A 14,758-nucleotide genomic window follows, 5' to 3' on the forward strand; every position below is an offset into this window, starting at 1 on the left:
GGCCCGGCCTGGCGTTCAACGACGGACGGCTTGCGCCGCCGCCACGGGCCTGCAGCCCGCCTGGATTTACTTGTAGACGGTCTTGGAGCCGTCCTTGTGCCAGACGAACACGTCGAACTGGAAGTTCGTCAGGTCGCCTTGCTTGTTCCAGGACACCTTGCCGATCGGGGTATCGAAGGAATTGGCGTGTAGGTACTTGGCGACCTTGGTCGGATCGTCGGTACCCGCGCCCTTGATGCCGTCGGCAATGACCTGGGTGGCCGTGTAGGCCGTCATCTGGAAGGCGCCGCTGGCGTTGCGCTTCTTGGCTTCGAATGCCTTGACGATGTCGGCGTTGGCGGCGTTTTGGGTGAAGTCGGCCGGCAGCGTCAGCAGCATGCCTTCGACCGCGTCGCCGGCGATGGCGTTGATGTCGGGGTTGCCCGTGCCTTCCGGACCCATCCACTTGGCCTTCACGCCCTGCTCGGCGGCCTGGCGCAGCAGCAGGCCCATTTCGGGGTGGTAGCCGCCGTAGTAGACGAAGTCCACGCCCTGGCTCTTCAGCTTGGTGATGACGGCGGAATAATCGCTGTCGCCGGCGTTGATGCCTTCGAAGATCGCGACGGGCACGCCGCCCTTCTCCAGGTCATTCTTGACCGCGGTGGCGATGCCCTGGCCGTACGACTGCTTGTCGTGCAGCACGGCGGCCTTCTTGGGCTTGATCTTGTCCAGGATGAACTTGGCGGCGGCGGGGCCTTGCTGGTCGTCGCGGCCGATGGTGCGGAAGATGAACTCGTAGTTCTTGCCGTCGGTCAGGGCCGGCGACGTGGCCGACGGGGTCACCATGACCACGCCTTCATTGTTGTAGATGTCCGCGGCGGCGATGGTGGCGCCCGAGCACACGTGGCCCACGACGAAACCGATCTTGCTGTTCACGACGCGGTTGGCGGCGACCGGGCCCTGCTTGGGCTCGCAGCCGTCGTCGATGACCACGGTTTCCAGCTTCTTGCCATTGACGCCGCCAGCGGCGTTGATGCGTTCGACAGCCGTGTCGACACCCTCGCGGACCATATCGCCATACTGCGTGACCGCGCCGGTGGTGGGGCCGACGACGCCGATCTTGATGGTCTGCGCCTGCGCTCCCGCGGCAAACGCCAACCCTGCGGCGACGCCCAGCGCGGCGATGACCGGGGTCAGACGGAATACTGGCTTCATGTTGGACTCCTCTAATGATTTGTAATCGTTAGTTTGTGCACCGAGCGGACGCCGGATCGTTTCCAGGCCCAGCACGCCTGCAGGACTGCCCATTGCACGGTGGTTCGGCCCTGGTCACGCCCGGTGGCATTGCGATTGCACGGCAAGCATACACTGAAAAATAATGGTTTTCGGGCCGGTTCCGAGCTGACATCGCGGCCATTTTCTTATTGCGCCGCCGCAATCATTCACCCTCCGGCTTATACCCGGCGCCATATATGCAAAAGACGATTTATTCGTTTGCGTTACTAAGGCGGCGCGGCATCATGGCCGCCATGAGACTCCAACCGATCATCGTTCCCGGATGGAAAAACTCCGGGCCCCAACACTGGCAATCGCGCTGGGCGGCGTTGCTGCCCCATGCGCGCCGCGTCGAACAGTGCGACTGGGAGCATCCGGCGCCCGCCGAATGGCTCGCGGCGCTGGCCGCCGAAGTCAATCAGGCGCGCAGCCCGGTCCTCCTGATCGCCCACAGCCTGGGCTGCGTGATCAGTGCGTCGCTGCCGGTGCCTCTGCGCGCCAAGGTCGCGGGCGCCCTGCTGGTGGCGCCGGCCGATGTGGAACGCACCGACGCGCCAGTCTGCCTGCGTGGCTTCGCGCCCATGCCTCGCCAGCCCCTGCCATATCAAAGCGTCGTCGTGGCCAGCGACAACGACCCCTATTGCCGTCTAGAGCGCGCCCGCGCCTTCGCCGGCGACTGGGGCAGCCGCATCGTGATCCTGCCCGATGCGGGGCATATCAATGCAGACAGCGGCCTGGGCGATTGGCCCCAAGGCCTGAAACTGCTTGGAGCGCTGCGCCGCCGGGCCACCTGGCGCATCCCCACGCCCGCCAAGCGCATCCCTCCCATTCCGCTCTACGACCCGTCGTAGCGGCGGGCATCCTCCGGCCGGACCGCCCTCTTCGGGCGCCTCCGCGGTCCTTCCGCGCGGGAATCACATTCTTTAAGGCATCCCTCCGCCCGGGTATTGCACGCAATTACAGACTGATCGTGGCGTTTGCAACAATACCTCTACGGAGAATTGCCACAATTGTTAATCAGTTCCCGCATTTCTTTCAGGTTTAGTCCGCGCAAGACCCGCCGACGCGCCGCCCAGAAGCTTTTTGACTAACTTTGCGCCAGATAAGTTACAACTGATTGATATCCTAGCGACCGGGAACATCGGGGACAGGGAAATGACAGCTTTCGAGCGCTCTACACTCGGGGAAACTCAATACTGTCGCCCAAATCGGTCCAATTCGGCTGAATCCGATACATACAGTAAAATCCCCCTATATTCATCTAAATGTCACGGCGGCCGTCCCGGAGTAGTTCCCTGCCTTTTACGTATTTATAAAGCGCGGGCGGCGCCGCTCGTGTCCCGGCGAAAGATTGGCACCATAAGAAATGAGAACGCAGAGCAATATCAATGCGCCCCAGCCATGGCGCAACAGCAGCCCCGCCCGTGTCATAACCCTGGCACCGACGGGCGGACGGGATCACCCCATCATCCTGGACGAGACCGCCCACGCCTGAATCCCCGGCATGGGCTTTCCGCTCTCCCGATAGTCGTCGGCGCCCACCATTGCGGCGCGGGGGCCTCATCCGGCCCCGGAACCCGTTTCGACTCAATCGCCATTTCTTATCGCCCGCCCCTGCCTGGCGGGATCAGAAGGACTCTGCATGCGTAAGCGCGTCGCCGTCATCGGACTTTCGTTCCGGTTCCCCAGCACCACCAATGACAGCTATTGGCCGGCCCTCCTGGAAGGCCGCGACCTGGTGACCCGGGTCGAAAATGACCGCTGGTCGGCGGACGCCTACCTGCATCCCGCCAAAGATCATCCCGGCACCGCCTACACCTTCGCCGCCGGCTCCATTGGCGACGTTTCCGGATTCGATGCGGGGTTCTTCGGCATTTCTCCGCGCGAGGCCGCGCTCATGGATCCGCAGCAGCGCCTGCTGCTGGAAATGAGCTGGGAAGCCTTGGAAAACGCCGGTATTCCGGCATCCACCCTGCGCGGTTCCAACTGCGGCGTCTATATCGGCATCGCCAGCGCCGACTACGCCTATCGCCTGGCCGAAGACCTGGGCGCCGTCGATGCGTCGATGGCCACCGGCAACACCGCCAGCATCGCCGCCAACCGCCTGTCGTACTTCTTCGACCTGCGCGGCCCCAGCATCGCCATGGACACCGCTTGCTCGTCCTCGCTAGTGGCCTTTCACCAGGCCTGCCGCGCGATCCAATCCGGCGAATGCAGCCAGGCGCTGGCGGGCGGCGTCAGCCTGCACCTGCATCCCTACGGCTTCATTACGTTCACCAAGGCGTCCATGCTGTCCCCGCGCGGCCGCTGCAACGTCTTCGACGCCTCCGGCGACGGCTACGTCCGTTCCGAAGGCGGCGGCATGTTCCTGCTTAAGGACTACGACCAGGCGGTCGCCGACGGCGACAACATCCTGGCGGTGGTCGCCGGCACGGCAGTGAACACGGACGGCCGCAAGTCCGGCCTGACCGTTCCCAGCGCCGACGCGCAAGCCGCCCTGATGCGCCAGGCTTACGAGCAGGCCGGCATCTCGCCCGCCGACATCGACTACCTGGAAGCCCACGGTACCGGCACCGCCGTCGGCGACCCTATCGAGACCCGCGCCATCGGGCTGGCCCTGGCCCAGCAGCGGGGCAAGGACGCGCCGCTGCCCATCGGTTCCGTAAAGAGCAACCTCGGCCACCTGGAGGCCGCCTCGGGCGTCGCCGGGCTGGTCAAGGCGCTGTACGTGCTGCGGCACCGCGAGGTGCCCGCCACCATCGGCATCAAGACCCTCAATCCCAAGATCCAGTTCCAGGACTGGAACCTGGACGTCGTCACCCAGAACCGCAAGCTGCGGCCCGCCGGCAAGCTGGTCGTGGGCGTGAACTCGTTCGGCTTCGGCGGCGCCAACGCCCACGTGATCCTGGAAAGCCCCCCGCCGAGAAGTGCGGCCGCCGAAGGCAAGATGGCCAAGACCGCCCCGATCCCGGTCCTGGTGTCGGGCAAGTCCGTCCAGGCCCTGCGGGCCGCGGCCGGCGAAATGGCCGAAGCCCTGCGCGGCCAGCCCGCCAAGTTCCTGTACAACGCCGCCTACCACGCCGCCATGCGCCGCGATTGGCACAACGAGCGCGCCGTGGTGTTCGGCACCCAGTGCAATTCCGTCGCAGACCTGCTCCAGCAGTTCGCCGAGAGCGGCGATTCCACGTCCGGCGTGGTCGCCGGCAGCGCCCTGCCCAAGGCCAGCGGCCCGGTGCTGGTGTATTCCGGCAACGGCTCGCAATGGGCCAACATGGGGCGCCGCCTGCTGGCCGACCCGGTATTCGCCAGCGCGGTCGACGAAGTGGACTCGCTGTTCGCCCAGTACGCCGATTTCTCACTGCGCAAGGAACTGGCCGGCGAAAACGGCGACGACCGCTACGAACGCACGGAAGTCGCTCAGCCCGCCCTGTTCGCGCTGCAGGTCGGCATCACCCGCATGCTGGCGCAGCGCGGCGTCGTGCCGTCCGCGGTAATCGGCCACAGCGTGGGCGAAGTCGCCGCCGCCTGGGCATGCGGCGCGCTGTCCCTTCCGGACGCAGTCCGCGTCATCTTCCAGCGCAGCCGCCTGCAAGGTCAGACCAAGGGCCAAGGCCGCATGACGGCCGTGGGCATCAGCGGCGAAGAAGCCCTGGCGCTGATCGCCCAGCACAACCTCGGCGCGAGCGTCTGCGTCGCCGGCTTCAACAGCAGCCGCGGCGCCACCGTGGCCGGCTCGCCCGACGCGCTGGCCGTGCTGGAAGCCGAGCTGGCCGAACAATCCCTGTTCTACCGCCGCCTGGACCTGGACTACGCCTTTCACAGCCCGGCCATGGACGCCATCGAGGCCGGCATCCGCGAATCGCTGGCGGACATCCAGCCGCGCGCGGGCGACGTGCCCTTCTACTCCACCGTCACCGGCGCGCTGCTGGACGGCGCGGAACTCAACGCCGGCTACTGGTGGCGCAACGTGCGCGAAGCCGTGCGCTTCGAGCAGGCCGCGAACCAGCTGGCCGGCGAAGGCAATAACGTCTACGTCGAAATCGGCCCGCACCCGGTGCTGCGTTCCTACCTGAACGACACCCTCAAGAGCGCCGACATGCAGGGCCGCGTGCTCAGCACCGCCACGCGCGGCGGCGACGATCCGGAAAAAATCTGGAACGCCGCCGGCCAGGTCATCGTCAGCGGCGGCCACCTGGACCTGCCGTCGCTCTTCCCCTGGGTCGGCCCATTTGTCGACCTGCCGACCTATCCCTGGCAGCGCGAGCGCCACTGGCATCCGGTCACCTCGGAATCCCTGGGCCTGCTCACGCGGCGCATGGCGCATCCGCTGCTGGGCTACGCCATGCAGCAGCATGAGCACAGCTGGGAAAACCAGCTCGACACGCAATCCCACCCCGTGCTGGCCGACCACGTCGTCGGCGACGCGGTCGTCTTCCCGGGCACCGGCTTCGCCGAGATCGCGCTTGCAGCCGCGCTGCGCTGGCAAGGCGGCAGCGCCGATTGCGCCGAACTCGAAGAACTGGAAATCCATGCCCCGCTGCTGCTCAACGCCGCGCCCAGCAAAGTGCTGCGGCTGCAGCTCGACGACAGCGACGGCCGTTTCCGCATCAACGCCAAAGACACCGGCAGCACGGAACCCTGGGTCAAGCACGCCAGCGGCCGCCTGCTGCGCGAGCCCCGCCTGGCGCGCCTGACACAGCCTGAGCTGACCCTGCCCGAACGCGCGCCCGACTTCACCGGCGACAGCCACAACGCGCTGACTCGCGCCGTCGGCCTGGACTACGGCCCGGCCTTCCGCGCCGTCAAGCACGGCTGGATGGAATCCGAGACCAGCGCGCTGGCCGTGCTCCAGGCCGACGCCTGCCTGGCCGCCGACCTGGACGCCACCCACTTGCACCCGGCCCTGCTGGACTGCACCTTCCAGCTCATCATTCAATTGCTCAGGAACGACCCGGCCATGGGCCAGGGCATCGCCTACGTGCCGTCCAAGATCGGCCGCCTGAGCCTGCGCGCCAACGCCGGCCAGCCCGCCGCCGCGCGCGTGCGGCTGGAGCGCCGCGCCCCGCATTCGCTCACCGCCAGTTTCGAGCTCTACAACGCCGAAGGCGTGCAGATCGCCGCCGTCGAGCAGGCCCGCTTCCGCAGCATCCGCCTGCGCAAGGCCGCGGCCGACCACCTGAGCTTCCTGGACACGGCCGCCATCCCGCGCCCGCACGCCCCGTTCGGCCCCAATCCGGTCGACCACGAAGGCCTGCGCGCCGCGCTGGCCGAAGCCGTCGCCCAGTGCATGGCCGGCGGCGCGCATGCGCGCTACGCGGACGAAGTCGATCCGCTGCTGGAAAGCCTCTGCGACAGCTTCGCGCTCGATGCCTTGCGCGTCATCGCCCCCGACGGCCGGCTTGTGCCGCAGGCTCTGATCACCGAGCTTGGCCGCCACACCCCGGAATCCGCGCCGCTGCTGCAATACGTCATCGGCCGCCTGACGGCGGCCGGCTACGTCGAAGCGCAAGCCACGGGCATCGCACTGCCTGCCGATGACGGCGGCGAAGGCGGCGCCACCGATATCTGGAACACGCTGCTGCGCGAATACCCCGACTACGCGCAAATCGTCCACGCCGTCGGCCGCATCGGCCTGCACTTGCCCGCGCTGCTGCGTGGCGAAGCGGCCGTGGATGAGATCTGCCCTCGCGCCACCACCCCGGCCGCCATCAACCGCAGCCTGCTAGGCGCCGCCAGCGGCCAACGCCTGGGCGTCGCGCTGCGCGCCGCGCTGGAGCAGGCGCAGGCGGCCCGCCTGCCCGGCCAGCGCCTGGCAGTCATGGAAGTCGGCCAGGCCGCGCCGCTGTTCAATTTCAACTGCTGCGACGCGCTGGACTTCAACGTGGCCGACTACTGCTACGCGTCCACCGATGCCGACATGCAGGACCACGTCGGCCATCAGCAATCCGAGCGCTATCCCAACGCCCGCACCGAACGCATCGCCGAAGACGGCGACGCCGCCGTCCCGCGCTGCGACCTGGTCATCTTCCACTGCGAATTCGACACGCTGGACGCCGCCCGCAACGCGCTCAAGCATGCCCGCGCCAGCCTGCGCGCCGGCGGCGTGCTGCTGTTCTGCGGCGCCCACCCCGCCACCTGGGCGGACTTCGTCTTCGGCGGCCGCCAGCAATGGTGGCAGCCCGGCGAACAAGGCGAACAGCTTTCCACCCAGCAGCCCGCCGGCTTCTGGCGGGACGAACTGCAGGCCCTGGGCCTGCAATGCGACGATCCGCTGGAATTCACGCAATCGCTCGCGACCGGCGCCTACCTGCTGACCGCCCGGCTGGACGCCGGCCAGGCCGCCGCACCGGCGCAGGCCCCCGCCGCCGCGCCGGCCCGCTGGCTGATCCTCGGCGACAAGAACCCTGAACATGGCGCGGGTTTGGCGCAAGCCCTGGAAGCCAGCCTGAGCGCGGCCGGACACCACGTCCGCCTGGTGGCTGGCGCCGCGCCCGAGGCCTTGGACGCCCTGCTGCTGGCCGGCGACGCATCGGAGCCGGTAGCGCACGTCGTGCACCTCGACGGCCTGGCCTGGGCCGACGCTCACGAAACGCCCGACGAGCTGCTCGCCAAGCAAACGCGCCGCTGCGCGACGGCCGCGGCCGTCATCCAGGCTTGCGAACGCACGCAGGTGCCCGCCACCGTGTGGCTTGTCACCGCGGATGCCGCGCAGTACCTGCGCCAAACGCCGCAGGCCGCCGGCATGCACGCCCTGAACGATGCCTCATTGTGGGGCTACGGCCGCACGCTGGCCAACGAAGCATCGAATTTCCGCATCCGCATGGTCGACCTGCCATTGGCCCAGGCCGGCCAGATGGCCGACGCCCTGGCGCGTGAATTGACGTCCATGGACGACGAGGATGAAATCCTCCTTGCCCCGGGCGGCGAACGCTATGCGCCGCGCATGCGCATCGCCCCGCGCCCCGCCCCGGATACGGCGCGGGCCGCCGAGGCGCATGCCGTGCGCCTGGGCTTCGAATTCCCCGGCCAACTGCGCAACCTGCGCTGGGAATCCTGCCCCGCCCCGGCCCCGGCTGGCGACCAGCTGGAAGTGCGCATCGAAGCCACCGGCCTGAACTTCCGCGACGTCATGTACGCCTTGGGCCTGCTGTCCGACGAAGCGATCGAAAACGGCTTCGCCGGACCCACCCTGGGCCTCGAATTCTCCGGCACGGTCACCCGCGTCGGCCCTGACGCCTCCGGCTACAGCGTCGGCGACGCTGTCGTGGGCTTCGGCCCCGCCAGCTTTGGCGACCGCGTGCTGACCCGTCCCAGCGCCATCTCGCACATCCCCGACGGCTTCTCGTTCGAGGCCGCCGCCACCATCCCCAGCACCTTCTTCACCGTCTACTACGCGCTGCAGCACCTGGCGCGCCTGGAAGAAGGCGAGAAGATCCTGATCCACGGCGCCGCAGGCGGCGTGGGCATCGCGGCCATCCAGTTCGCCCAATGCCTGGGCGCCGAGATCTACGCCACCGCCGGCTCCGACGAAAAACGCGACCTGCTGCGCCTCCTGGGCGTGCGCCACATCTACGATTCGCGCTCGCTGTCCTACGCCGACGAGATCCTGGCCGACACCGGCGGACGCGGCGTGGACGTCGTGCTGAACTCCCTGGCCGGCGAAGCCGTCAACCGCAACCTGCGCGTGCTGAAGCCGTTTGGCCGTTTCCTGGAACTGGGCAAACGCGACTTCTACGAAAACACCCGCATCGGCCTGCGCCCGTTCCGCAACAACATCAGCTACTTCGGCATCGACGCCGACCAGTTGATGAACGAGCGCCCCGGCCTCACGCAGCGCCTGTTCGCGGAAATGATGGCCCTGTTCCGCCAGGGCGCGCTGCACCCGCTGCCCTACACCGTCTTCGACGCCAACGACATCGTCGACGCCTTCCGCTACATGCAGCAGGCGCGCCAGATCGGCAAGATCGTCGTCACCTACCGCAACGGCATCAGCGGCGTCCATCACCCCGCCTCCCAAACCGCCGGCGGCCTGGCGCTGCCGGCCGACGCCACCTATCTGGTCACCGGCGGCCTCGGCGGCTTCGGCCTGCGCACCGCGCAATGGCTGGCCGACCGCGGCGCGCGCAACCTCATCCTGATCAGCCGCAGCGGCCCCGCAAGCGAAACCGCCCAGGCGGCCATCGCGGCTTTCGAAGCCCAGGGCGTGCGCGTCCACGCGGCCGCCTGCGACGTCACCGACCGCGCAGCGCTGGCCAGCCTGCTGCAGGAAACCTCGGCCACGCTGCCGCCCCTGAAAGGCGTGGTCCACGCCGCCGTGGTCATCGACGACGGCCTAGCCCGCAGCGCCACGCCCGAACAAATCCAACGCACCCTGGCCGCCAAGGTGCTGGGCGCCCAGCACCTGCACGAACTCACGCGCGCGCTGCCCCTGGACCTGTTCGTCTTCTACTCATCGGCCACCACCCTGTTCGGCAACCCTGGGCAAAGCAACTACGTCGCCGCCAACGCCTGGCTGGAACGCCTGGCCGCGCAGCGCCGCGCCGAAGGCCTGCCCGCCACCTGCGTGCGCTGGGGCGCCATCGACGACGTCGGCTTCCTGGCCCGCAACGAAAAAATCAAGGACGCCCTCCAAAGCCGCATGGGCGGCGGCGCCCTGGCCTCGCAGGTCGCGCTGGACGCGCTGGAAGCCATGCTGGCGGCCGACGCGTCCGGGCTGGGCGTGCTGGAACTGGACTGGCGCGCGCTCAGCCGCTTCCTCCCCACCGCCGGCCTGCCCAAGTTCTCCGACATCGCCCGCCGGGCCGGCGACGCCGGCGAAGACGACGGCGGCTCGGACGACATCGCGCACCTGCTCGCCACACTGGACGACGAGGCCCTGCACGAACGCTTCACCGAAATGCTCAAGGCCGAGATCGGTGAGATCCTGCGCGTCGCGCCCGACAAGATCGAAGCCACCCGGTCGGTCTACGACATGGGCCTGGACTCGCTCATGGGCGTGGAACTGGTCGTGGCGCTGGAGAACCGCTTCGGCATCCGCCTGCCCGTCATGGCGCTGAACGAAAGCCCCACCCCCGCCAAGCTCGCCGAGAAGCTCGTTCTGCTGCTGCGCGACGAACACGACGGCGACGCCGCCGACGCCGTTACCGCCAGCGTGCAGCAGGTCGTCGCGCACCACGCCGCGGAGGTCGCCTCCAGCTCGGTCTCGGAATTCGTCGACGAGATCAAACTCAACGGCAGCCTCCCCAAGCAACGCATGATTCAGTAGACAAGAATTGAGCACCGTAAAGAAGCTGCCCGGCCTTGCCGCCGGCATCAAGGACAAACTCATCCAGCAGGCGCTGGAACGCAAACTGCGCCAGGCCGCCGCGCCCTCCAGCCAGGCGCTGGCGCGCCCCGCTGAAAAGAAAGCCGAGATCCCCGAGGAACACTACCGGTTCCACCTGCATCCCGGCTACCAGCAGTTGCGCATCATCAACGACGGCGCCAGCCGCCTGGGCATCAAAAACCCCTTCTTCAAGCTGCATGAAGGCACCGCAGGCGCCGCCACCCAGATCGGCGGCAACGGCTACATCAACTACGCCAGCTACAACTACCTGAACATGTCCGGCGACCCGGACGTGATCGCCGCGGCCAAGGCCGCCATCGATCGCTACGGCACGTCCGTCTCCGCCAGCCGCCTCGTCTCGGGCGAACGCCCCGTGCACCGCGAACTCGAAACCGAGCTCGCCTCGCTCTACGGCGTGGACGACGCCGTCACCTTCGTCAGCGGCCACGCCACCAACGTATCCACCATCGGCTACCTCTTCGGCCCGCGCGACCTGGTCCTGCACGACGAACTGATCCACAACAGCGTCCTGCAAGGCATTCAGCTATCCGGCGCCCGCCGCCTGCCCTTCCGCCACAACGACTGGGAAGCCCTGGACGCCATCCTGCAAGACCAGCGGCATCAATTCGAACGCGTGCTGATCGTGCTGGAAGGCATCTACAGCATGGACGGCGATTACCCCGACCTGCCCCGTTTCGTTGAAATCAAACAGCGCCACCGCGCCTTCCTGATGGTCGACGAAGCCCATTCCCTGGGCGTCATGGGCTCGCGCGGCTATGGCATCCGCGAACACTTCGGCATGGACGGCAAGGACGTCGATATCTGGATGGGCACGCTCAGCAAGACGCTGGCTGGCTGCGGCGGATATATCGCCGGTGAAACGGCGCTGGTGGAACATTTGAAGTTCCTGGCGCCGGGGTTCCTGTATAGCGTCGGCATGCCTCCTAGTGTGGCGGCTGCGTCGCTGGAGGCGCTGCGCAAGATGAAGAAATTGCCCGAACGCGTTGCGACGCTGCAGGCGCGGGGGAAGTTTTTTCTTGAGCAGGCGAAAGCGGCGGGGATTAATACCGGCACAAGCATGGGATTCGCCGTGGTGCCGGCGATTACGGGGAGTTCGTTGAAGGCGACGCGGCTAGCCACGGAGCTGTTCGCTCACGGCATCAATGTGCAACCGATCCTCTACCCCGCAGTACCGGAAAAATCGGCGCGGTTGCGCTTCTTCATTTCCTGCCAACACTCTGAAGAGCAATTGCTGCGCACTATTGAGTTATTGCGCACGGCAACATGATGCGCAGGCCCTTAGAGAAAATTGGAATATTCGAGCGCGAACATCGCGTACATGTGCTTTCATCATTTTCAATTTATACATTTCCATCGTCACATCGCTTACCGAATTGCCTCGATACACTGCGCTCACAGTCAATTCTGCAGGATTATGCCCACCTAGCCCCGAATCGACGTTCATTATGAAATACATGTAGTGCCTTGCAACAGATTGCCGCGGCGCAGCAACATGATTTGATCCATACTGCAAAGTTTACTGGGGACTGAACAGCCTCCGTGGCCGAACTAGTAGATCCGTAGCCATGGGCTAGCCAACCCTCTCTAATGCGTTGAATCAAGCACCCTCTTTAATTTTGGAGCCTTAGTCGTTCATGAAAGTTCTTACGGTATTCGGGACGCGCCCGGAAGCCATCAAAATGGCTCCCGTCGTCGCTGCGCTCAACACCCATGCCAACATCGAATCGCGTGTCTGCGTCACCGGCCAACATAGACACATGCTTGATCAAGTGCTGCAGCTGTTCAGCATCAAACCCGATTACGACCTAGACATCATGCGTCCCGGGCAAGATCTATATTCCGTCACGGCCCGCGTGCTGGAAGGCATGCGCGACGTGCTCCAGGATTTCCGCCCCGACTACGTCCTTGTGCACGGCGACACGACCACGACATTGGCAGCCTCGATGGCAGCGTTTTACTCCCGTATCCCGGTTGGCCACGTCGAAGCCGGCCTCCGGACTCACAACCTCTATTCGCCCTGGCCCGAAGAAGCCAACCGCCAGATCACCGGCGTGCTCGCCGCGCTGCATTTCGCGCCTACCGAACAATCCCGGCAGAATCTGCTGACCGAGAACAAGCCGGAAGCGGCAATCCTGGTGACAGGCAACACCGTTATCGACGCGCTTCTGACTGTGCAATCCAAAGTCAGGGAGAACGGACCGTTGCGCGATGCTCTGCATGCGCAATACCCGTTCCTCGCCGACGACAAACGCATGGTGCTGATTACCGGGCATCGCCGTGAAAACTTCGGCGGCGGTTTCGAAGCGATCTGCGAGGCGATCCGGCAACTGTCGCTGCGCTACCCGGAAATGCAATTCGTCTATCCCGTGCACCTCAATCCGAACGTGCGCGAGCCCGTGAATCGCCTGCTTACGGGATTGGGCAATGTGCACCTCATCGAACCCCTGGAGTACGAACCTTTCGTTTACTTCATGGGCAAGAGCTTCATCATCCTGACCGACTCTGGCGGCATTCAGGAAGAGGCGCCCTCTCTTGGCAAGCCCGTGCTTGTCATGCGCGACAACACCGAGCGCCCCGAAGCCGTTGCAGCCGGAACCGTGCGCATGGTCGGCACCGACTCGCAACGTATCGTCCAAGCGGTAAGCGACCTGACCGACAACGAAGCCTCCTACCAGAAAATGGCCTATGCCCATAACCCGTACGGCGATGGAGAAGCCTCGCCTCGCATCGTCCAGGCGCTCTTGAACCACTTTCAAACCCAGCAAAGCTCGAAATGACGCAGAACACTACTACCCCCACCGTTTCGGTCATCGGCCTCGGCTACATCGGCCTGCCCACTGCGGCAATGCTCGCCTCCCGCCAGGTCAAGGTCGTCGGCGTCGACATCAATCAGCATGCGGTCGATACAATCAACCGTGGTGCGATCCATATCGTCGAACCCGGCCTCGAGAGCATCGTGCAGTCGGTGGTCAAGGAAGGTTGGCTGCGCGCGACCACCAAGCCGGAAGCTGCGGACGCGTTTCTCATTGCCGTGCCCACCCCGTTCAAAGGCGACTACGAACCCGATCTGTCCTATATCCAAGCTGCGGTCGAAGCAATCGCCCCAGTGTTACGCCCGGGCAACGTCGTAATCCTCGAATCCACCTCCCCGGTCGGCACTACCGAACAGATGGTTCAATGGCTGTCGGAACTGCGTCACGACCTGAAATTGCCTCTGCAAGGCAGCATCGACAGCGACATTTACGTAGCCTATTGCCCGGAACGCGTGCTGCCCGGCCAGGTCGTGCGCGAATTGGTTGAAAACGACCGCATCGTCGGCGGTATCAACCCGATCTCCGCCGAGAAGGCAAAGGCCGTCTACAAGCTGTTCGTGGAAGGTCAGTTGCTCGAAACCAACGCGCGCACCGCGGAAATGTCCAAGCTCACGGAAAACGCCTTCCGCGACGTGAACATCGCCTTCGCCAATGAGCTTTCGCTGATCTGCGACAAGCTGCAGATCAATGTGTGGGAACTGATCGGCCTGGCCAACCATCATCCGCGGGTAAACATCCTGCAGCCCGGCGCGGGCGTCGGCGGCCACTGCATCGCGGTAGATCCGTGGTTCATTGTCAACAAGACCCCCGAGCAGGCGCGCCTAACCCGCACCGCCCGCGAAGTCAACGATTCCAAACCGCACTGGGTTTTCGGACAGATCGAGGCAGCAATTCACAAGGTCGAAGCCCACGGCACGCCCCGAGGCGAGGTCAAGGTCGCGCTGCTGGGCCTGGCGTTCAAACCCAATATCGACGACCTGCGTGAAAGCCCCGCCCTGCATATCGCTCAGGAAATCAGCGAAAAGGTCGATTGCGAACTCTATTACGTAGAGCCGTATATCGACGAACTGCCCAAATCGTTCAAACGCGGCGCCCTCGCACCCATGGACCAAGCACTGCGTGAAGCCGACGTGGTCGCCGTGCTGGTCAAGCATAGCCAGTTCTCGGAGATGCCCTTGACCATCAAGCAAGGCGCCCATCTGGTCGACGTCGTGGGATTGCCCTCCAAACGTTGACCCTGAATCAGGCAGGCGGCGACTAGATCAGGAACCACCCGCCTAGCCGTGACCCCGGACGCTCATCCTAGCAAGGCAAGCTAGAGAGAGTGTCCTCATTTTTTACGACG

Annotated in this window: 6 protein-coding genes; 5 read left to right on the plus strand and 1 reads right to left on the minus strand. The window is 65.6% G+C overall.

Annotated elements, in window-relative coordinates:
• Positions 1-66 precede the first annotated feature (66 nt).
• Entirely contained in the window at positions 67-1,194 is a 1,128-nt protein-coding gene (locus JL37_RS28845; RefSeq protein ID WP_043548711.1) for a branched-chain amino acid ABC transporter substrate-binding protein, read from the minus strand.
• A gap of 314 nt (positions 1,195-1,508) precedes the next feature.
• On the opposite strand from JL37_RS28845, the gene JL37_RS28850 reads away from it, so the two are divergent.
• The 5 genes from JL37_RS28850 (at position 1,509) to wecC (ending at position 14,648) form a co-directional block, all read left to right on the plus strand.
• Complete coding sequence (locus tag JL37_RS28850) at positions 1,509-2,105, plus strand: alpha/beta hydrolase (protein WP_043548874.1); 597 nt, start codon at positions 1,509-1,511, stop codon at positions 2,103-2,105.
• 791 nt (positions 2,106-2,896) lie between these two features.
• Complete coding sequence (locus JL37_RS28855; protein ID WP_043548713.1) at positions 2,897-10,519, plus strand: type I polyketide synthase; 7,623 nt, start codon at positions 2,897-2,899, stop codon at positions 10,517-10,519.
• Positions 10,520-10,526: 7 nt separating this feature from the next.
• Positions 10,527-11,867: an aminotransferase class I/II-fold pyridoxal phosphate-dependent enzyme gene (locus tag JL37_RS28860; protein ID WP_043548715.1), complete on the plus strand. Its 1,341-nt coding sequence runs from the start codon at positions 10,527-10,529 to the stop codon at positions 11,865-11,867.
• A 367-nt stretch (positions 11,868-12,234) separates the two neighbouring features.
• Positions 12,235-13,377 carry a non-hydrolyzing UDP-N-acetylglucosamine 2-epimerase gene (gene wecB / locus JL37_RS28865; RefSeq protein WP_043548717.1) on the plus strand — a complete coding sequence of 381 codons (1,143 nt, stop codon included), beginning with the start codon at positions 12,235-12,237 and terminating at the stop codon, positions 13,375-13,377.
• Positions 13,374-14,648 carry a UDP-N-acetyl-D-mannosamine dehydrogenase gene (gene wecC / locus JL37_RS28870; RefSeq protein WP_043548719.1) on the plus strand — a complete coding sequence of 425 codons (1,275 nt, stop codon included), beginning with the start codon at positions 13,374-13,376 and terminating at the stop codon, positions 14,646-14,648. Before wecB ends, wecC begins: the two co-directional genes overlap by 4 nt.
• Positions 14,649-14,758: the final 110 nt, after the last annotated feature.

Source organism: Achromobacter sp. RTa (assembly GCF_000757485.1).
Taxonomy (GTDB): Bacteria; Pseudomonadota; Gammaproteobacteria; order Burkholderiales; family Burkholderiaceae_B; genus Achromobacter.